The sequence below is a fragment of the Pedobacter heparinus DSM 2366 genome, from assembly GCF_000023825.1.
Lineage (GTDB): Bacteria > Bacteroidota > Bacteroidia > Sphingobacteriales > Sphingobacteriaceae > Pedobacter > Pedobacter heparinus.
The window spans coordinates 2,852,208-2,871,378 of the sequence record NC_013061.1 but is presented as its reverse complement, the minus strand read 5'-3'; the positions used below and the strand labels follow the sequence as shown (position 1 = coordinate 2,871,378).

Genomic DNA, 19,171 nt, shown 5'->3' with positions numbered 1-19,171 from the left:
CCTTACAGGTATTCAAAATCCGGTGTTTTGGGGAATTTTTCCAGCCCCTCAAATATTGCGACAGGCACCGGCCTGGCCAGTTTCCTTTTAACAGTGTCCATCCAGCTGCCCTCCACCTGGATCAGTGCATGCAATTTACCTTCTTCTGAAAGAAACTCATGCTGAATGATCCATCTTGAACCATCCCTTTTCATTTTCAGTAAACTGGTTACAATATGGATCTTTGTACCCAGGTGGATCTCCCTTCTGAACTCACATTGTTCTTTAAACAATACCGGCCCCACGTTCTCCGTTTTCATCAATTGGAGGGTAATGCCATAGGCATCCAGTATATCTATCCTTTCCTGCGCTGCCAGATCGTAATAACTGCTATGCCTCAGGTGAAAATTGGGGTCCAGGTCTGCCCACCTTAACTGTATATGCTTCATATCGGATACCGTAATTTATGAATAAAATAACCCTGTAAATATACGGAAAAGAGATATTGTAAAAATTACAATATCTCTTTTGAAATCCTGCAAATAAGTTCTATTTTGACTACCTTATTTTTAAACGCATTTAAACCACACACAATAACCACCTTAAACAACCATGAATAGACGAGAAGCGCTTAAAAACACCGCTATCTGGCTAGGAACTGCAATTTCGGCCACTACCTTCGGTGTTTTATTTGAAAGCTTTACCCTTCCGGAAAATGAGAAAAATACCGTCTCCTTCTCCGCCGACCAGGAGAAAATCCTGGCCGAACTTGCAGACATCATCATTCCATCAACCAAAGATGCACCTGGTGCCAAGGCTGCAGGCCTGGGCAGTTTCATCCCTATGATGATCAAAGATTGTTATCCTGCCAAAATGCAGGAAGCCTTTGCAGAAGGCTTAAAGGATCTGGAAGCCCGGTCCATGAAAGATTTTAACAAAAGTTTCTTATTGCTAGGCGTAAAAGAACGTGAGGAGCTGGTAGCTAAGCTCCGTACTGATACCATTACACAGCAAAAGGCTGATAGAGCAGCCAAAAAAAATGTGCCTTATTTTTTTGTCATTGTAAGGGACCTGACCATTCTGGGATATTATGCCTCAGAGATCGGTTGTACCCAGGCGCGTGAATACATCGCCATCCCGGGTCGTTACGATGGTGCCACTACACTGAAACCCGGACAAAAGTCATGGGCCACCTAATGTTTTAAAATAAGGAATTACACATCATGAACATCAATACAGATTTAAAGAAAGAAAATACATACGATGCTATCGTCATAGGATCGGGGATCAGTGGCGGCTGGGCTGCAAAAGAACTTACAGAAAAAGGCCTCAGGGTGCTGATGCTGGAACGGGGAATGAACATAGAGCATGTGAAGGACTATGATTCTGCCATGAAAAACCCATGGGAGTTCCAGCATGCAGGCAAACTCACCGAAGAGCAAAAAAGAACTCACCCTGTTCAGAAAAGGGACTATCCTTATCAGGAAGCAAATGAAAAATGGTGGGTAAACGACCTGGAATGCCCTTATACTGAAGACAAGCGTTTCGACTGGTACCGCGGGTTCCATGTGGGTGGCAAATCCTTAATGTGGGGCCGTCAGAGCTACCGGTTCAGCGACCATAATTTTGAGGACAATGCCAGGGATGGGCATGGAAACGACTGGCCCATCCGCTATAAAGATATTGCCCCATGGTACGATTATGCCGAACGTTTTGCCGGTATCAGCGGTCAGGCCGAAAACTGGCCATTATTACCCGACGGACAGTTCCTGCCACCTATGGACCTGAACTGTGTAGAGAAATCTGTTAAAAAACGCATTGAAGAGCATTACAAAAGAACACGGATCATGACCATTGGCCGTGTAGCAAATTTAACTGTTCCGCATAAAGGGCGTGGCAATTGCCAGTACCGTAACCTCTGCAGTCGTGGCTGTCCTTTTGGTGCTTATTTCAGTACACAATCTTCTACCTTACCGGCAGCCCAGGCTACAGGCAGGCTCACCCTAAGGCCTTATTCCATCGTTAACCATATCATTTACGATAAAAACACCAAAAAGGCCAAAGGTGTAATGGTGATAGATGCGGAAACGCAGAAAACAATGGAATTCTATGCAAAAATTGTTTTTGTAAATGGTTCTACCTTAGGTTCCACATTTATCCTTTTGAACTCTACTTCCGAAGCACACCCTAACGGTCTGGGCAATGGAAGCGGACAACTGGGCCATAACCTGATGGACCACCATTTCCGTTGCGGTGCATCGGCTGAAGCGCTTGGTTTTGAAGATAAATATACCTTCGGTCGCCGTGCAAACGGGATTTATGTGCCCCGGTACCGCAATGTCGGCAGCGATAAACGTGATTATTTACGTGGCTTTGGCTACCAGGGTGGTGCCAGCCGGAAAAACTGGCAAAGTGATGTGGCGGAACTGGCCATAGGTGCTGATTTTAAAGATAAAATGAACAAACCAGGGGCCTGGACTATGGGCCTGGGCGGCTTTGGAGAAATGTTGCCTTACTATGAAAACCGGGTTTACATCGATAAAACCAAAAAAGACAAATGGGGACAGCCGGTACTGGCTATTGATTGTGAGTACAAGGAGAACGAGAAAAAGATGCGTATCGATATGATGAACGATGCCGCCGAAATGCTGGAAGCAGCAGGCATGAAAAACATCAAAACCTATGACAATGGTTGTTATCCGGGTATGGCCATCCATGAAATGGGAACCGCCAGAATGGGGAATGACCCGAAAACATCGGTGCTCAACAAATGGAACCAAATGCATGAAGTCAGCAATGTATTCGTTACTGATGGTTCCTGTATGCCATCTATTGCCTGTCAGAACCCATCTTTAACCTTTATGGCATTAACTGCGCGTGCATCCGATTATGCGGTTAAAGAATTGAAGAAAGGGAATATTTAAGAAAGTAAAAAAGCAAGTATTTTTACTTTCATAGCATGATGCTTAGGAGAGACACCCAGGTTATGCATCATGCTAAAACAGAAAAATATACCTGCTATGAATTGGCCTAGGCGCTGTTTCCCGGCTTTGTTAAAAAGCCGGGGAGCAGATGCCAGACAATGAATAGCATGGTTTATTTTTCTGTTAAACTAATCTTCATGCTACTCCAATCCTGCTATTATTCAGCTTCATGATCAACATTAACTCTGATCTCATGATCAGAGATCGTGATCAGCCTTTCTTTATACAAACCACCAATTGCTTTCTTAAAAGCACTTTTGCTGATCTTAAAACGCTGGTAAATGTCTTCAGGTGAACTTTTATCGCCCAAAGCAATTACACCGCCACTGTCTTTCAGCTCTTCCAGCAATACATCCTTGGTTTCCAGGATATGCCCATAGCCCATAGGCTGTAAGCTCAGGTCGATCTTACCTTCTACACGGATCTTTTTGATCCAGCCCTTCCTGGTTTCCCCTGGGTTCAGTTCATCAAATAACTCATTGGTATACAAGAGGCCAATGTATTTGTTGTCAACAATTGCATTATAACCCATATCCGAGCGGTCAACAATCAGTAAACTCACTTCATCACCTTCTTCAAGGTCTATATCTTCTTCTTCCACAAAGTTCAGCAGCTTGGACGAGGCCAGCATACGGTCGTTGCTCTCATCCAGAAAAACATATACCACATGCTTGTCACCTTTAAACATCGGGCGTTTTTGTTCGCGTTTAGGTACATAAATATCCTTACCCAAACCGATATCCATAAAAGCACCGCCATCTTCAGTTTCATCAACAACAGTCAGATAAGCAAAATCACCTACGCAGGCCAAAGGTCTTTTTGTGGTAGCCTGCAACCTGCCATCTTTTTGCATAAACACAAAAACATTCAGGTTATCGCCAATTTCAGCCGCTTTAGGTACATCAACATAAGGCAGTAATACCTCTTTTTCCCCTTCAGTTAAAATCAGACCTTCTTCTGTTTTTTTTATAATTCTCAGATCGTTGTATTGTCCTATTGCTATCATACTGCAAAGGTAACATTATGTTTGCTGATTTGCAGAAACGATTAAAGTATAGCACTCAGCTTTATGATTATTCTTCATCAGGTTTAGTGCAATTTTGCTCCTTGTTCCTGAAGCACAGCAAAAAACGATCTTTTCATACTGAAGCAGGGCGGGGATGTGCTGGCTTAATTCATAAAGGGGGATATTGATGCCACCAATATGGTATTCTTCGTATTCATAAGCTTCCCTTACGTCTATCAGCTGATACGCTATGTTTTCATTTTTCCATTCTGCGAGCTGACCGGGGCTGATTTCATGTGGTCCGGGCAGGGCCGGTACATCCATCTTTCCTTTCTGCCCTACAGCGCGCCGGTTTTGCACATTGTGACTGCCAAAGCCAAATACCTGCATTTCATTGTTCAGTGCATTAAACAGCAGCAGTTTCCCCGACAATACCTCACCAAAGCCACAAATGATCTTGATGGCCTCATTGGCCATTAAGGTGCCTGTAATTCCGGGCAACGTACCAATTACCCCGGCTTCAGCACAATTGGGCATTTCAGTTGCTGCCGGTGGCTCGGGGTAAAGGGAACGGTAATCTGGTCCCCCTTTATGATTAAATACCGTTACCTGCCCTTCAAATCGAAATATAGAACCAAATACCAGTGTTTTATTTAAGGCCACACAGGTATCATTTACCAGGTAGCGGGTAGGGAAATTGTCAGAACCATCGATGATCAGGTCGTAGACAGCAATCAGTTCAGCCGCATTTTCCATACCCAGTTTAAAGGGATAAGCCCTGAAATCCACATCCGGGTTCAGCAAGCCAAGCTTGTTTACCGCAATTTCGGCTTTTAAGCCTCCTATATCCGCCATCTGGTATAAAATCTGCCGCTGCAGGTTGCTCTCGTCCACCACATCATGGTCGGCTATGCCCATATGGCCTATACCTGCAGCGGCAAGGTACAGGAGCAGGGGACAGCCCAGGCCACCCGCCCCAATAACAAGCACCCTCGCATTTTTAAGTTTTTGCTGCCCATCCAGGCCAATTTCCGGAAGGATGACCTGCCTGTCGTAACGTTTCTGATTTTCCATTTCCTTAAACCAAACTGTTGTCCCAATCTTTCCAAACGGCTTCATAGCCCTGCTGTGCAAGCATGGCCGCAATTTCTTTTGCACTGCGCTCGTCCGATATCTCAAACTGCTCCAGCGAGGCCGGTTCTACCACATAGCCACCGGGATTGGTCTTAGAACCTGCACTCATGGCAGTAATGCCCAGCTTAATGATATTGTCCCTGAATACCTGCGATTCCCTGGTCGAGATGGACAGCTCAACCTCCTCATTAAACAAGCGGTAAGCGCAGATCAGCTGCACCAGCTCCCTGTCGCTCATCGCCACCTTAGGCTCCAGCCCCCCGCTAAAAGGCCGCAACCTCGGAAATGAAATGCTGTATTTGCTTTGCCAGTAGGTTTTTTCCAGGTAATCCAGGTGCAAAGCCGTAAAAAATGAATCCGTACGCCAGTCCTCCAGGCCAATCAACACCCCCAGGCCTATTTTATGTATGCCTGCCTGGCCCAGCCGGTCGGGCGTTTCCAGCCGGTACAGGAAATTGGATTTCTTACCCCTGGGGTGATGCTTTTTATAATCTTCCTGGTGATAGGTTTCCTGATATACCAGCACGGTATTTAAACCATAGGGTCGTAGCTCTTCGTAATCGGCCAGGTCTAAAGGCTGAACTTCCATAGAGATCTGCGCAAAATGCGGACGGATCAGTTCCAGCACCTGTTTAAAATAAGCGGTATGTACCGACTGGCTGGCCTCGCCCGTAACCAGCAATACATGATCGAAACCCATTTCTTTAATAGCCGCCACTTCCTGCATGATCTCTATAGGAGAGAGGGTCTTGCGCCTCACTTTATTGTCGTAGCTAAAGCCGCAATACGTGCAGATGTTGTTGCATTCATTGGAAAGGTACAGGGGCACATACATTTGCAGCACCCGCCCAAAGCGTTTTAAGGTAAGCTGCCGGCTTATTTCGGCCATCTGTTCCAGGTAAGGTGCAGCAGCAGGAGAGAGCAGTGCTTTAAAATCTTCCAGCGTTCTTTTAGCTGTACCCCAAGCCAGGGCCCGTTCCACATCCGCACTGGTCTTTGCGTAAATGCTGTTACTGGTTTCTTCCCAGCTGCAGGCTTTAAAAATATCATTGAAACTACCCATGTTATTGGTCTTTAAATTAGTCGAGAAAAGAGGTAAGCGGACTGCTGCCAAGGGCCTGCATACCCGCCGATACCTTGCCCAGCCTGGCTTCAAAGGCCATCCGGCCTGCCATTACAGCCATTTTAAAGGCCCCGGCCATCAGTCCCGGATTTCCTGCAACAGCAATTGCCGTATTTACCAGTACCGCATCGGCACCAATTTCCATCGCTTTTGCCGCATCAGATGGGGCGCCTATTCCTGCGTCCACAATAACCGGCACCTTGCTCTGGGCAATGATGATCTCCAGAAAATCTATCGTTTTTAAACCTTTATTACTGCCTATGGGCGATCCAAGGGGCATAACTGCCGAAGTTCCTGCATCCTCCAGCCGCTTGCACAATACCGGGTCGGCATGCACATAAGGCAAAACAATAAAGCCCAGTTTAGCCAGTTCTTCTGTGGCTTTTAAAGTCTCGATAGGGTCGGGCATCAGGTATTTGGGGTCCGGGTGGATCTCCAGTTTTACCCAGTTGGTTTCCAGGGCTTCCCTGGCCATTTGTGCTGCAAAAACTGCTTCTTTGGCATTTCTTACCCCAGAGGTATTGGGCAGCAGGTTGATGTGCGCATGTTTCAGGTGCTTCAGGATGTCATCATCACCTGCATTCAGGTCAACCCTTTTCAGGGCTACCGTAACCAGCTCAGAGCCCGAAGCCAGCAAAGCTGCTTCCATTTCTAGAGCCGAACTGAACTTTCCCGTGCCGGTAAAGAGCCGGGAGCTAAATATTTTATCTGCTATTTTTAACATAATAAATGGTTGATGTGGTTCAATACAACAGAAGTATCCTGCGGATGGCTCAATGCTCCCGAAACAGCTACCCCATACAGGCCTGCCTGCATCAGTAAAGGGATATCGTCCGCTGTAATGCCTCCTATGGCAATAACAGGGGTACCTATCCCGGCTGCTTTCGCCTGCTCCATCAGTTTTACATAGCCCTGCAGGCCAATAACCGGACTCAGGTTCTGTTTGGTGGTAGTAAAGCGGTAGGGGCCTAAACCGATATAATCTGCCCCCTCAGCTACCCTTTGCTGCAGCTGTCCAAAAGTATTGGCCGTGCCGCCAATGATCAGGTCGGGGCCAAGTATAGCCCTTGCTGCTGCAACAGGCATATCGTCCAGGCCCAGGTGCACACCATCTGCACCTGCCTTTAAGGCAATTTCGGGGTAATCGTTTACGATCAGCCTGGCCGCATGCTTTTTGCATAAGGCGGCGGCAGCTATGGCCAGTGACAGTACCACTGCTTCCGGCTCATTTTTTACCCTTAACTGTATCCACTTTCCGCCGGCCAGTAAAACCCGCTCAATGGCTTCCAGGTGCCCCTCCCGGCTTGCCTGAGAAATATAATGCAATTGGTCAATCCTCATAATGATAGCCTAACAGGCTGTTGTTACTGTTTAAAAAATGTGCTGTATATTTTTTTGCCGAAATGCAGGCCTGCAGCAGGTGATCACCTTTGGCCAGCCGGGCAGTAATGGCGGCCGATAAGACGCAGCCAGACCCGTGTTTCTGAAAATTTGATAATATATCTGTCTTCAATTCAAAATGTTGACTACCTTCAAATAAATAATCTGTACCCTTGTTTTTTTCCAGGTGTCCCCCTTTAAGCAATACAGGGCAATAGGCTGCCCAGTGCTGTGCAATGGCTGTTAACTGTCCGGCCCCTGATTTTCCGCCCAGGCTCAGCATTTCCGGGTAATTGGGTGTAATCAGGTCAATTTGCCTCAGTACCGGCTCCAGCTTCTTCAAACCATTTTCCCAGTCATGAAAGGCATAACCCGCACTTGCCTTTAACACCGGATCCAGTACAATCTTAATCTCGGGGGCATGCTGCCTTAAATGGCTAACCACTTCCAGTAAGATCCTGCTGTTCTTGATCAGGCCGATCTTACAGGCCTTCACTTCAAATTTCAGCAGCAGTACCATCATTTGCTCAATGATCTGTTCTGCATCCAGCCACTGGTTTTTCAGAAAATGCGTATCTGTCTGCACCGTTAAAGCCGTACACACCCCAAAACCATATACCCGGTGCTGCTCAAAACACTTCACATCGGCTAAAAGTCCTGCCCCCGCACTGGGGTCAAAACCTGCTATGCTCATTGCATAGGGGCGTAGCTTGCTGCCCTGCCCAGGTATCCCATGTTGTTCCAGTTCTTCAATCATCGCTATCGCATTTATCTTTGATCAGTTTAAACCTGTTTAAAGCCTGTTCTTTATCCATCCATACCGCTCCAAGCAGGGCCAGTCCATCAAATCCCATGGCCCTTACCGCATTTACTTTTCCGGCATCTATACCGCCAAGGGCGATGATTTTTGGGCCGGTACGCTTAACCGGCAAGGTAAAACCGGCATCCGCCTCTGCTATTCCGGTATATCCGGGTTTGGACAAACTGTTAAACACCGGTCCGTAAAAGGTATACTCAAATCGGGTAAGCTCCAGCAATGCATCGGGATGATGGATGGAAGTACTCAAAACATCATTTCCGGAGGGAGAAGGCAGGCCTTTAGCATCCAGCTCCTTTCTCAGTTGCTCCGGGTAATGCAGCCGCTTAACCAATGGGAAATCTGCCTGCAGTTCATGGAACTGGTGCAGGGCAAGCCGGTCGTGGTAATCCTCGTCTATGCCCCCAAGCAGCGCCGCATAATCGGCCCTGTTCCTGCCCACCTTTCTCAAATGAAAAATGGGCATCCCCGCTTCAAAAAGCTGGTTGATCAGCCGGGCCTCAGCTTTAAAATAAAGCGGGTCTGAAATGACAATGACTTCCATAATATTAATTATAACATTTTCATTTACAGATAGATTTCACTTCCTTTCTCAGTAAACTCTTTAGATTTAGCTGCCATACCTTTTTCCAAAGCTTCCTGCTCATCCACACCCTGTTCCGATGCGTACTTCCGCACATCCTGCGTAATTTTCATCGAGCAGAAATTGGGTCCGCACATCGAACAGAAATGGGCGATCTTGGCCCCATCTGCAGGTAGTGTTTCATCATGGAACTCCCTGGCCGTATCCGGGTCGAGCGACAGGTTAAACTGGTCATCCCACCTGAATTCAAAGCGCGCTTTGCTCAGGGCATTGTCGCGGTACTGCGCCCCGGGATGCCCTTTGGCCAGATCGGCAGCATGGGCCGCAATCTTATAGGTAATCACACCATCTTTTACATCCTTTTTATTGGGCAGGCCCAAATGCTCCTTAGGTGTTACATAACAGAGCATTGCTGTACCAAACCAACCGATCATGGCGGCACCAATGGCCGAAGTGATGTGGTCATATCCAGGCGCAATATCGGTAGTCAGCGGCCCCAGGGTGTAAAAGGGTGCTTCCGAGCAGTGTTCCAGCTGTTTCTCCATATTTTCCTTGATCAGGTGCATGGGCACATGGCCCGGCCCCTCAATAATGGTCTGCACATCATGTTTCCAGGCAATTTTAGTCAGCTCGCCCAAAGTTTCCAGCTCGCCAAACTGGGCGGCATCATTGGCATCGGCAATACAGCCCGGCCTTAAGCCATCGCCCAGCGAGAAAGCCACATCATAAGCCTTCATGATCTCACAGATTTCTTCAAAATGGGTATACAGGAAATTCTCTTTATGATGCGCCAGGCACCATTTGGCCATAATGGAACCGCCACGGGAAACAATACCCGTTATCCTTTTGGCCGTTAAAGGCACATACCGCAACAGCACACCCGCATGGATGGTAAAATAATCTACCCCCTGTTCGGCTTGCTCAATCAGGGTATCCCTGAACAGCTCCCAGGTTAAATCTTCAGCCTTACCGTTCACCTTTTCCAGGGCCTGGTAAATCGGCACCGTACCAATCGGAACAGGGGAGTTGCGGATGATCCATTCCCGGGTTTCATGGATGTTTTTACCCGTCGAAAGGTCCATAATCGTATCGGCACCCCACCTGCAGGCCCACACGGCTTTTTCCACTTCTTCCTCAATTGAGGATGTAACGGCTGAGTTGCCGATATTGGCATTGATCTTCACCAGGAAATTGCGGCCAATGATCATCGGCTCCAGCTCGGGGTGGTTGATGTTACAGGGAATGACCGCCCGGCCTGCAGCCACTTCTGCACGCACAAATTCGGGTGTAATATAGCCCTTAGGCGTATTGGCGCCAAAACTATGACCTTTATGCTGATGGCCCATCACTTCAAACTGCACACCCAGCTGTTCGTTCAGCAAGTCTATGCGCTGGTTCTCGCGGATGGCAATGTATTCCATTTCGGCGGTAATGATACCTTTTTTGGCATAATGCATTTGCGATACATTGGCGCCTTTTACTGCTTTATAGGGCTTGTTCAGGTGCGAAAACCGCAAAACATCCAGTTTATTGTCGGCCAGGCGCTCCTGTCCGTAATCAGAACTGATCTCCGGCAGCTGCACCACATCTTTTCTGCCGGTAATCCATTTTTCCCTTAATCGGGGCAGGCCTTTTTTTACATCAATATGGGCATCAGGATCGGTATAAGGCCCGCTCGTATCATAAACTGTAACTGCCGGGTTGGGCTCGGTTAAGCCAAAACCATTGTGGATTTTGGTGTCGCTCAAAGTAATCTCGCGCATGGCCACTTCAATGTCATGCAGCTGGCCTTTCACGTATACCTTACGGGATGCCGGAAAAGGAGTGCGACTGATTACCTGTTCGCCAGGTGTTTTTTCTACTTTCATTGTTATTCGTTTTTAGGATGATGAAACCGATGTTTCAAAATTTCAGCTGCTGGAATGGGATAAATGGGTTTGTTAAAAGAGTTCAGCCCCCCTGGGTGGCTTTGATGAGCATCACCTGGTCGCCCTGCCGCAATACATGGACGGGCCAGTCAGATTTTGCGATAATGGTATGGTTAACCGCTACAGCAATACCTTTGGCCGGTGCGTTGACAAGGCTTAGCATTTGTTCAACAGAACAAGGTTCTTTCAGCTGATAATGTTGTTGATTTACAGAGATCTCCATAAGTTTTTAATTTTTTGTTCAATTAAAAACTCCAGGAATAGCCCATTACAGGAATGGAAAAAGAACAACAAGAGGGTTGCTCTTACTTTTCCCTTCGGCAGTACTAACTGCATCAGGTTCAAAGGGTATATCTCAGCGCAAGGCACCCCTAAAGTTTTTTGTAAAGCTAGTTTATTTTTTATAAAACGCAAATCAATGCCAATTTTATATTTATTTGCAAAGTGCAATTCTTACACTATTTTAATAAAAGCGGGTCATAACAACCAAAGGAATTGCTAAATTTGCAGCGCAAACCTATGCAATGATCTCTAACACAAAACATCGTTTCTTTTTAAGTCTGTTTTTCTTTATGTCGGGCTTAAGTTTTTCTACCTGGGCTTCGCGGATCCCGACCATTAAAACTACTTTTGGTTTCAATGAGGCCGAGCTGGGCAGTATATTGCTGGCCCTGCCCATAGGTTCCCTGCTGGGCCTGCCCATTTCGGGCTGGCTGGTGTCCAAATACAACAGCCGCGGACCTTTAACGCTGGGCTACGGACTCAACATGCTGGCGCTTACGCTTATTGGTTTTGCACACAATACCTTAAGCCTGGTTTTGGCCGTAGTGGTATTTGCCTTTACCACCCGTATCTTTAATATTTCTGTAAACACCCAGGCCTTAACCCTGCAAAAGCGTTTCGATAAAAAGATCATGGGTTCTTTTCATGGTTACTGGAGCATGGGTGGCATAGCAGGAATCCTGCTGTCTACACTTTTGCTCAGTTTCAATGTACCCATCCAGATTCATTTTACGGCTGTAGCCATTGTGATGCTGTCGCTTAGCCTATATGCTTACCAGTATTTGCTGAAGGGAGACCGCTCCGAAACCGGTAACAAGCTCATTTTGAGCAAGCCAGATCCCTATATTTTTTACCTGGGCCTGGTGGTTTTCCTTTGTGCCATCTGTGAAGGGGGGATGTTCGACTGGAGCGGTATCTATTTCCAGGAAATTATAAAAGTAGAGATCTTTACCTATGGTTACCTGATCTTCATGACCTTTATGGCCACTTCCAGATTTTTATCCGATTTCATTGTGGCACGCTTTGGCATGCCAAAAACCTATATCATGAGCGCAAGCTGTATTGTTTCGGGCATTTGTCTGGCCATTATTTTTCCGTATTTCTGGACGGCTATGGTCGGCTTTTCGCTGGTAGGTTTTGGTACCGCGGCTGTAATCCCGATGTCTTACGCCCTGGCCGGTGCTTCAAAAAAATATTCGGCAGGTATGGCCATATCCATCATTGCCACCTATTCCATTACGGGGATGTTGCTTGGCCCGCCTTTAATTGGCTATCTGGCCCATGCCTTCAATTTAAGGGTGTCTTTTGTCATTTTTGCCCTGTGCGGGATATTGCTGATCCCCATTACACAGCTATTTTTTAAACACCAAAGGCTTTCAGATCAAAGCGTTAAGCCATTGAGCTGAAAGCCTTCGCTGAACCGGAAAAAGCCGGCTGTTCCATTTGTACTTATACGGTTTATAGGCTACTAAATGTCCTGAATGGTATCATTGGCATTATCAGCTGCCTGTTTTACACCTGATTTTACTTTTTCTGTTTCCGCATCTTTGAACTCTTTAAATTCCTGCGAAACGGCGTTTGCCTTGTTTTTTACATTGTCTACAACCCGGTCTTTTAAACCTACAATATCATCTTTACCGGCCGATATCCTGTCTTTTACCGATTGATAACCATCTTTAAGGTTATCTGTTAAATCCAAAGCCTTGTCGGAAATTCTTTCCCTGGTCTTTTTTCCACTCTCCGGTGCAAACAATACACCCAGCACCGCCCCAACTGCCAGTCCCGTCAGCAAAGCGATCACTGCTCCTGTAGTATCTGTCGGTCTGTGCGGTATGCCTGAAAAGCGGTCTGTTATTAGTTTCTTATAATTCATAATGCACTCCTGTAATTGATTATCAGAGTATAAACGGTTATAAGGGGGACTTTGTTTTAATTTTCTTTTTATTAGTGCTTTAAAAGAAGAAGAAAGTGTTTTTCCTGCTCTATATATTTTTAGAACATTACTAGGACCTTAATAGGACGTTACTAGGTCCTTGCTAGGTCGATTTGACCTAACTAAGATTTAAAAATGATCTAAAAATGTTTAAAAAATGTTTTAAAATAATGATCTGCAGATAGTGATGATGTGTAAAGCATTGATTATCTTTACTTAACTAACAAAAATTGCTAAAAAACTGATTATGGGTAAATTATTAAATGGCCTTTACGGGCCGCTAACCGGTACTACCGGCAATATCACCAGTTATGTGCTGAACGGACAGAACGTGACCAGGATGGTGAGACATAAAAGAACACGTTCCAGTGAAAAACAACTCGATAATGAATTGCGTATGAAAGTACTCAACAATTTTTTTCATACGATGAAAGGCTATTTAAAAGCTGGGTTTAGTTCAGCGGCAAAGGGCAGCACTAAAAATTATTACAACCTGGCCATTGCTTATAATAAAAAAGATGTACTTAAAGGTTATTATCCGGACATAGAGATCGATTGTCCAAATGTAATACTGAGTGAAGGAGAACTATTGCCTGCAGAAAATCCGGAGGCCAGCAGGATAGCTGCCGGAATAGCGTTTACCTGGGATACGGATGGATTTTCCTGGGGGAACGGATCTGATCAGGCCCTGCTGATGGCTTATTTTCCGGAGTCAAAAGCGGCGATCAGCATGTTATATGTGGCGAAGCGAATGGAGGGAAAAGAACTGATGTTACTGCCTGGAAATTTAATAGAAGAACCAGCAGAGGTTTACATTTCATTTGTATCTCCCGACCGCTCGGAAACTTCCAAAAGCACTTATATAGGACAGGTATAAAATAAATATCAGCGGATAAAAATTACCTTTTAAAGACGAAAAGGGCCGGCTTTATTGGTTACTTTTGTATCGTGTATTTGTTACACTAACTACGATACAGAAATGAAGAAAAGCTTACTCACTTTAACCCTTGGCGGACTGGGGATTGGCATCACAGAGTTTGTGATGATGGGCCTGTTGCCCGATATTGCAAAAGACCTCTCCATTACCATCCCTCAGGCGGGGCACCTCATTTCTGCTTATGCCCTGGGTGTGGTTATCGGTGCACCTTTACTGGTGGCCATTGCAGGAAGCTATCCCCCAAAAAAGATATTGATGGCCCTGATGATGATGTTTGTGGCCTTTAACGCTTTGTCGGCTTTTTCTCCTGATTATACCACCATGTTTATTGCCCGCTTACTTGCGGGTTTGCCGCATGGTGCCTTTTTTGGAGTAGGGTCGGTAGTGGCCAGCCGCATTGCAGATAAAGGAAAAGAAGCTTCGGCCGTATCGCTGATGTTTGCCGGTTTAACCATTGCCAATGTGATCGGTGTGCCGCTGGGTACTTTTATTGGTCACAATTATTCCTGGCGCTATACTTTCGTGATCATTGTTGTTGTAGGCTTAATTACCCTTTTGAGTCTGAAATTATGGATGCCGGCACTGCCTGCTACCAAGGACAGGGATCTGAAAAAAGAACTGGGTTTCTTTAAGCTGCCCGAAGCATGGCTCATTATCCTGATGATTGCCATAGGTACAGGAGGACTGTTTTCCTGGTACAGCTATATTGCCCCGCTTTTAACCGATGTTTCGGGTTTTTCTGCCGATTCGATTACTTACATCCTGGTACTGGCCGGCCTGGGTATGCTGGTTGGTAACTTTATAGGGGGCAAGCTGGCCGACAGGTTTTCGCCGGCAAAAGCTTCTGTTTCTTTGCTGATTGCCATGGCGGTTACCTTATTTATTGTACATTATATTTCTACCAATCAGGTACTTTCGCTGGTCATGACCTTCATTACCGGTGCGGTGGCTTTTGCCCTGGCGGCACCGATCCAGATGCTGATGATCAAAACGGCCAAAGGCTCGGAGATGCTTGCTGCATCTGTTAGCCAGGCCAGTTTTAATATAGGCAACGCTTTGGGTGCCTTTTTAGGTGGTTTGCCCCTGGCAGCTGGCTATGATTATACTTCTCCGGTATGGGTGGGTACCTTAATGGCCTTAACCGGGGCCGTATTTGCCTGGATGCTGATTGCCCGAAATAAAAGAATGGCTTTGGCCGTTTAAACCGGCTGGTTTCAGATGTGACAAAAATCTTAAACTATTATAATGCTGTATGGTTACATTTGTGCCAAATTAATACGACAGCAAGATGAGTGCAGCATTAAAAAGCATACAGGAGCGCATCGAACCCCTTAGACAGCAGATTATAAACCATAAGGTTTACAGTGTGATCAACAGCCTGGAAGACCTGAGGATCTTTATGGAATATCACGTATACGCGGTATGGGACTTTATGTCGCTTTTAAAAGCTTTGCAGATTAACCTGACCTGTACCAGTGTGCCCTGGTTTCCGGTAGGTTCGGCAAATACCCGCTACCTGATCAACGAGATTGTGGCGGGGGAAGAATCGGATGTGGACAGTACAGGCCAGCGCAAAAGTCATTTTGAAATGTACCTGGATGCCATGGCACAATGCGGTGCAGATACCAGCGGCATTGACACATTTATCCATGCACTTCAAAAAACAGGAGACCTGCCCAATGCTTATCAGGCTGCCGGAACACCGGAACCTGCGCGTGAGTTTGTTGATTTTACTTTTAAGATCATCCACAGCAATGCGGCCCATTTACAGACCAGTACCTTTACTTTTGGAAGGGAAGACCTGATCCCGAATATGTTCCTGACCATGGTAAACGACCTGAATAAAAAATTTCCTGAACAACTGTCTTTATTTAAATATTACCTGGACAGGCATATAGAAGTGGATGGCGACCACCACAGTTACCTGGCCCTGGCCATGACTGCCGAGCTTTGTGCTGATGATGTGGCCCTTTGGCAGGATGCGGAACAGGCCAGTATAGCGGCACTTGAAAAACGCATAGCACTTTGGGATGGTGCCTACAAGGCCATTCTGGCCCAGATATAGCTTTACAAGCATAAAATTTTGTACGAATGACCATAATTGTAGCGACAGATTTCTCGGAAGTGGCAGAAAATGCTGTAGAATATGCAGCGGCGATAGCCAGACACAGCAATGCAAGACTGATCCTTTTTAATTCTTTCGTGATCCCGATACATGCGGCAAATACCCTTTTACCGGCTTCCAGTATCCAGAGATTGCTGACAGATAACGAGATCAGACTGATAGAACGCGCCCTGACACTTTCATTGGATTATGACATAGAAGTAGGGCATGAAACTGCATTTTCTTTTGTAGAAGATGAACTGAAGCAGCTGCTGGTTAAATACGAGGCCAGCCTGGTGGTGTTGGGCATGACGGCCAAGACCCTTGAACAGGACCTTTGGGGAAATACCACTACTTCGGCAATCAAGAAATTAAAGTTTCCGGTATTGGCTGTGCCCCTTGGTGCTAAATTTGAAGGGACAAAAAAAGTGCTTTTTGCCTGCGATGTACTGAATGGGGTGTCTGAAAGGGTATTGGGACATGTCAAAGAACTGGCTTTGAGCTTAGCTGCTGAAGTAGAGGTTTTTAATGTAGATAAAACCCTGGAAGAACTGCGGAATGAAGGCCCCGCTTTACTGGCCACCAATGCCATAGATGACGGGCTGGAAGGGATTGCCTATTACTATAAAAATGTGAAATCGAATGCGGTAATAGAAGAAATTGAAAAAGAAATAGAGATATTTGGTGCCGATATGCTGATTATGGTACCTAAAAAATATGGTTTCTGGGCTTCTATGGTACACAAAAGCAAAACAAGGGTGATGGCATCCGGGCTGCATATCCCGCTGCTTTCGATTCCTATCTAATGATTTAATGCGACACCATGAAAAAAATTATAAAAAACAGCCTGCTTATGCTAGCCCTTTTATCGCCATTGGTTACGCAAGCTCAATTTAACAAGACTACACAAAAAACCAGAATGACTTATCCTGAGACAAAAGAAACAACTATAAAAGACAATTATTTTGGTACTGAAGTAGCCGATCCTTACAGGTGGCTGGAAGATGACCGCTCGGCAGAGACCAAACAATGGGTAGATGCCCAGAATGCAGTTACCCGTAAATTTATTGACCAGATTTCTTACCGCAACCAGATCAAAACCCGTTTAACCAAACTGATGAACTATGAAAAGTATTCGCAGCCTTTTAAAGAAGGGGCCTATACTTATTTTTATAAAAATACAGGCCTGCAGAACCAAAGTGTACTGTACAGGCAGAAAGGGGATGGGGAGCCAGAGGTTTTTCTGGACCCGAACATTTTTTCTAAAGATGCAACGACTTCAATGGCGGATATTAATTTTTCCAAAGATGGCAGTATGCTGGCCTACCAGCTGTCGGAAGGCGGATCTGACTGGCGTAAGGTGGTGGTGTTGAAGGCGGCCGATAAAACGGTTGTAGGGGATACTTTGATTGACGTCAAGTTTTCCGAAATAGCCTGGAAAGGGAATGAAGGCTTTTATTACAGCAGTTATGATAAACCAAAGGATGGCAGTCAGCTTTCGGGGATGACCGACCAGCATAAACTGTATTACCATCAGCTGGGCACGCCCCAAACGGCAGATAAGCTGATCTTTGGTGGCAGCAAAACACCAAGGCGGTATGTTGGTGCCGGTTTAACAGAGGATGAACGGTACCTGGTGATCTCGGCCGCCAACTCTACTTCGGGCAATGAACTGTACATTCAGGACCTAAGCATTCCTGATGCGCCTATTGTAAACGTGGTGGATAATTTTGACAAAGACCACAACATCATCGATAATGTAGGCAGTAAACTGTATATTTTTACCAAATTAAATGCAGCCAATGGCCGCATTGTTACTGTAGACGCGGCCAACCCAAAGCCAGAGAACTGGAAGGAACTGATTAAGGAGACCGAAAACGTATTGCGGCCATCTGCCGGTGGCGGCAAGCTCTTTGCCAATTACATCAAAGACGCTGTATCACTGGTTTTGCAGTACAATATGGACGGGAAGCTGGAACACCGGATTGAGTTGCCGGGTATTGGTTCTGCCAGTGGTTTTTCTGGTAAAAAAGAAGAACCGGCACTTTATTATACCTTTACCTCTTATGTATATCCGGCTACGATCTTTAAATATACGGTGTCGACCGGCAAGTCGGAACTTTATAAAAAATCAGGTGTGGATTTTAATCCTGAAAACTACGAATCCAGACAGGTATTCTATACTTCAAAAGACGGCACTAAGGTGCCGATGATCATTACCTATAAAAAAGGGCTGGTTTTGAATGGTAAAAACCCTACGGTATTGTATGGCTACGGAGGGTTTAACATCAGTTTAACCCCATTTTTCAGTACCTCGAACATCATTTTACTGGACCAGGGCGGGATATATGCCGTAGCCAATTTAAGGGGCGGTGGCGAATATGGCGAAAAATGGCACCTGGCAGGTACCAAATTGCAGAAACAAAATGTATTTGATGATTTTATTGCGGCTGCCGAATACCTGATTGGGCATAAATATACTTCAGCAGCTTATCTGGCCAGCATGGGCGGGTCTAACGGCGGCCTGCTGGTGGGTGCTACTATGGCACAGCGCCCGGACCTTTTTAAAGTGGCTTTTCCGGCAGTGGGGGTAATGGATATGCTGCGCTACCATAAGTTTACGGCGGGTGCCGGCTGGAGCTTTGATTACGGAACTTCGGCAGATTCTAAAGAAATGTTCAGCTATTTACATCAGTATTCGCCCGTACATGCGTTAAAACCTGGTGTAAAATATCCGGCTACGCTGGTTACTACGGCAGACCATGACGACAGGGTAGTACCGGCGCATTCCTTTAAGTTTGCGGCCACCCTGCAAAAAGACCAGGGTGGTGATGCCCCGGTGCTGATCAGCATACAGACCAATGCCGGACATGGTGCAGGAAAGCCTACCGACAAGGCGATTGAGGAAATGGCCGACAGGTGGGCATTTATGTTTTATAACATGGGCCTGGTTTATAAACCTTAATTATCCATATATTTAT

The 19,171-nt window shown here is 46.0% G+C and carries 19 protein-coding genes and 1 riboswitch; of the genes, 8 read left to right on the top strand and 11 right to left on the bottom strand.

All coding sequences use genetic code 11. The features are described 5' to 3' along the window. Window positions 1–2: 2 nt before the first annotated feature. Window positions 3–428, bottom strand: a complete 426-nt coding sequence (locus tag PHEP_RS12275) for an acyl-CoA thioesterase (RefSeq protein ID WP_015808292.1) — start codon at window positions 426–428, stop codon at window positions 3–5. 163 nt (window positions 429–591) lie between these two features. Here PHEP_RS12275 and PHEP_RS12270 point away from each other — a divergent pair, with 163 nt between their 5' ends. Together PHEP_RS12270 and PHEP_RS12265 are read left to right on the top strand one after the other, a co-directional pair. After that, window positions 592–1,176, top strand: coding sequence for a gluconate 2-dehydrogenase subunit 3 family protein (locus PHEP_RS12270; protein ID WP_015808291.1), 585 nt, complete (start codon window positions 592–594; stop codon window positions 1,174–1,176). A 26-nt stretch (window positions 1,177–1,202) separates the two neighbouring features. Next, window positions 1,203–2,903, top strand: coding sequence for a GMC oxidoreductase (locus PHEP_RS12265; RefSeq protein ID WP_015808290.1), 1,701 nt, complete (start codon window positions 1,203–1,205; stop codon window positions 2,901–2,903). A gap of 217 nt (window positions 2,904–3,120) precedes the next feature. Here the strand turns inward: PHEP_RS12265 and PHEP_RS12260 are convergent, their stop codons facing one another. The 9 genes from PHEP_RS12260 to thiS form a co-directional block, all read right to left on the bottom strand. After that, the gene (locus PHEP_RS12260; RefSeq protein ID WP_015808289.1) at window positions 3,121–3,969 is read right to left on the bottom strand and encodes a CvfB family protein; all 849 of its coding nucleotides are present in this window, start codon (window positions 3,967–3,969) and stop codon (window positions 3,121–3,123) included. 15 nt (window positions 3,970–3,984) lie between these two features. Then, window positions 3,985–5,043, bottom strand: coding sequence for a HesA/MoeB/ThiF family protein (gene moeB / locus PHEP_RS12255; protein ID WP_036674560.1), 1,059 nt, complete (start codon window positions 5,041–5,043; stop codon window positions 3,985–3,987). 4 nt (window positions 5,044–5,047) lie between these two features. Continuing rightward, the gene (gene thiH, locus PHEP_RS12250; RefSeq protein WP_015808287.1) at window positions 5,048–6,166 is read right to left on the bottom strand and encodes a 2-iminoacetate synthase ThiH; all 1,119 of its coding nucleotides are present in this window, start codon (window positions 6,164–6,166) and stop codon (window positions 5,048–5,050) included. Window positions 6,167–6,182: 16 nt separating this feature from the next. Beyond that, window positions 6,183–6,950 (bottom strand): thiazole synthase, encoded by a 768-nt coding sequence (locus PHEP_RS12245; RefSeq protein WP_015808286.1) that lies wholly within the window; start codon window positions 6,948–6,950, stop codon window positions 6,183–6,185. Next, window positions 6,944–7,567: a thiamine phosphate synthase gene (locus PHEP_RS12240; RefSeq protein ID WP_015808285.1), complete on the bottom strand. Its 624-nt coding sequence runs from the start codon at window positions 7,565–7,567 to the stop codon at window positions 6,944–6,946. Before PHEP_RS12240 ends, PHEP_RS12245 begins: the two co-directional genes overlap by 7 nt. Beyond that, a complete protein-coding gene (locus PHEP_RS12235) occupies window positions 7,557–8,363 on the bottom strand; it encodes a hydroxymethylpyrimidine/phosphomethylpyrimidine kinase (protein ID WP_015808284.1) in 807 nt (268 codons plus the stop codon). Before PHEP_RS12235 ends, PHEP_RS12240 begins: the two co-directional genes overlap by 11 nt. Next, a complete protein-coding gene (locus PHEP_RS12230) occupies window positions 8,356–8,967 on the bottom strand; it encodes a thiamine phosphate synthase (RefSeq protein WP_015808283.1) in 612 nt (203 codons plus the stop codon). Before PHEP_RS12230 ends, PHEP_RS12235 begins: the two co-directional genes overlap by 8 nt. Window positions 8,968–8,990: 23 nt before the next feature. Next, window positions 8,991–10,874 carry a phosphomethylpyrimidine synthase ThiC gene (thiC, locus tag PHEP_RS12225; protein WP_015808282.1) on the bottom strand — a complete coding sequence of 628 codons (1,884 nt, stop codon included), beginning with the start codon at window positions 10,872–10,874 and terminating at the stop codon, window positions 8,991–8,993. Window positions 10,875–10,956: 82 nt separating this feature from the next. After that, window positions 10,957–11,157 carry a sulfur carrier protein ThiS gene (thiS, locus tag PHEP_RS12220; RefSeq protein ID WP_015808281.1) on the bottom strand — a complete coding sequence of 67 codons (201 nt, stop codon included), beginning with the start codon at window positions 11,155–11,157 and terminating at the stop codon, window positions 10,957–10,959. Between the two features lie 72 nt (window positions 11,158–11,229). After that, window positions 11,230–11,317: riboswitch (TPP riboswitch) on the bottom strand. A gap of 141 nt (window positions 11,318–11,458) precedes the next feature. Between thiS and PHEP_RS12210 the strand changes: the two genes are divergently transcribed. Next, window positions 11,459–12,622: an MFS transporter gene (locus PHEP_RS12210; protein ID WP_015808280.1), complete on the top strand. Its 1,164-nt coding sequence runs from the start codon at window positions 11,459–11,461 to the stop codon at window positions 12,620–12,622. 62 nt (window positions 12,623–12,684) lie between these two features. On the opposite strand, the gene PHEP_RS12205 is transcribed toward PHEP_RS12210, so the two are convergent. Continuing rightward, on the bottom strand, window positions 12,685–13,089 hold the full coding sequence (locus PHEP_RS12205; RefSeq protein ID WP_015808279.1) for a YtxH domain-containing protein: 405 nt from the start codon (window positions 13,087–13,089) through the stop codon (window positions 12,685–12,687). A gap of 307 nt (window positions 13,090–13,396) precedes the next feature. Between PHEP_RS12205 and PHEP_RS12200 the strand changes: the two genes are divergently transcribed. The 5 genes from PHEP_RS12200 (at window position 13,397) to PHEP_RS12180 (ending at window position 19,155) form a co-directional block, all read left to right on the top strand. Beyond that, window positions 13,397–14,026 (top strand): DUF6266 family protein, encoded by a 630-nt coding sequence (locus PHEP_RS12200; protein WP_015808278.1) that lies wholly within the window; start codon window positions 13,397–13,399, stop codon window positions 14,024–14,026. Window positions 14,027–14,128: 102 nt separating this feature from the next. Further along, window positions 14,129–15,289: an MFS transporter gene (locus PHEP_RS12195; RefSeq protein ID WP_015808277.1), complete on the top strand. Its 1,161-nt coding sequence runs from the start codon at window positions 14,129–14,131 to the stop codon at window positions 15,287–15,289. An 85-nt stretch (window positions 15,290–15,374) separates the two neighbouring features. Continuing rightward, window positions 15,375–16,151: a DUF3050 domain-containing protein gene (locus PHEP_RS12190; RefSeq protein WP_015808276.1), complete on the top strand. Its 777-nt coding sequence runs from the start codon at window positions 15,375–15,377 to the stop codon at window positions 16,149–16,151. A gap of 26 nt (window positions 16,152–16,177) precedes the next feature. After that, the gene (locus PHEP_RS12185) at window positions 16,178–16,996 is read left to right on the top strand and encodes a universal stress protein (RefSeq protein ID WP_015808275.1); all 819 of its coding nucleotides are present in this window, start codon (window positions 16,178–16,180) and stop codon (window positions 16,994–16,996) included. A 17-nt stretch (window positions 16,997–17,013) separates the two neighbouring features. Beyond that, window positions 17,014–19,155, top strand: a complete 2,142-nt coding sequence (locus PHEP_RS12180; RefSeq protein WP_015808274.1) for a prolyl oligopeptidase family serine peptidase — start codon at window positions 17,014–17,016, stop codon at window positions 19,153–19,155. Window positions 19,156–19,171 lie beyond the last annotated feature (16 nt).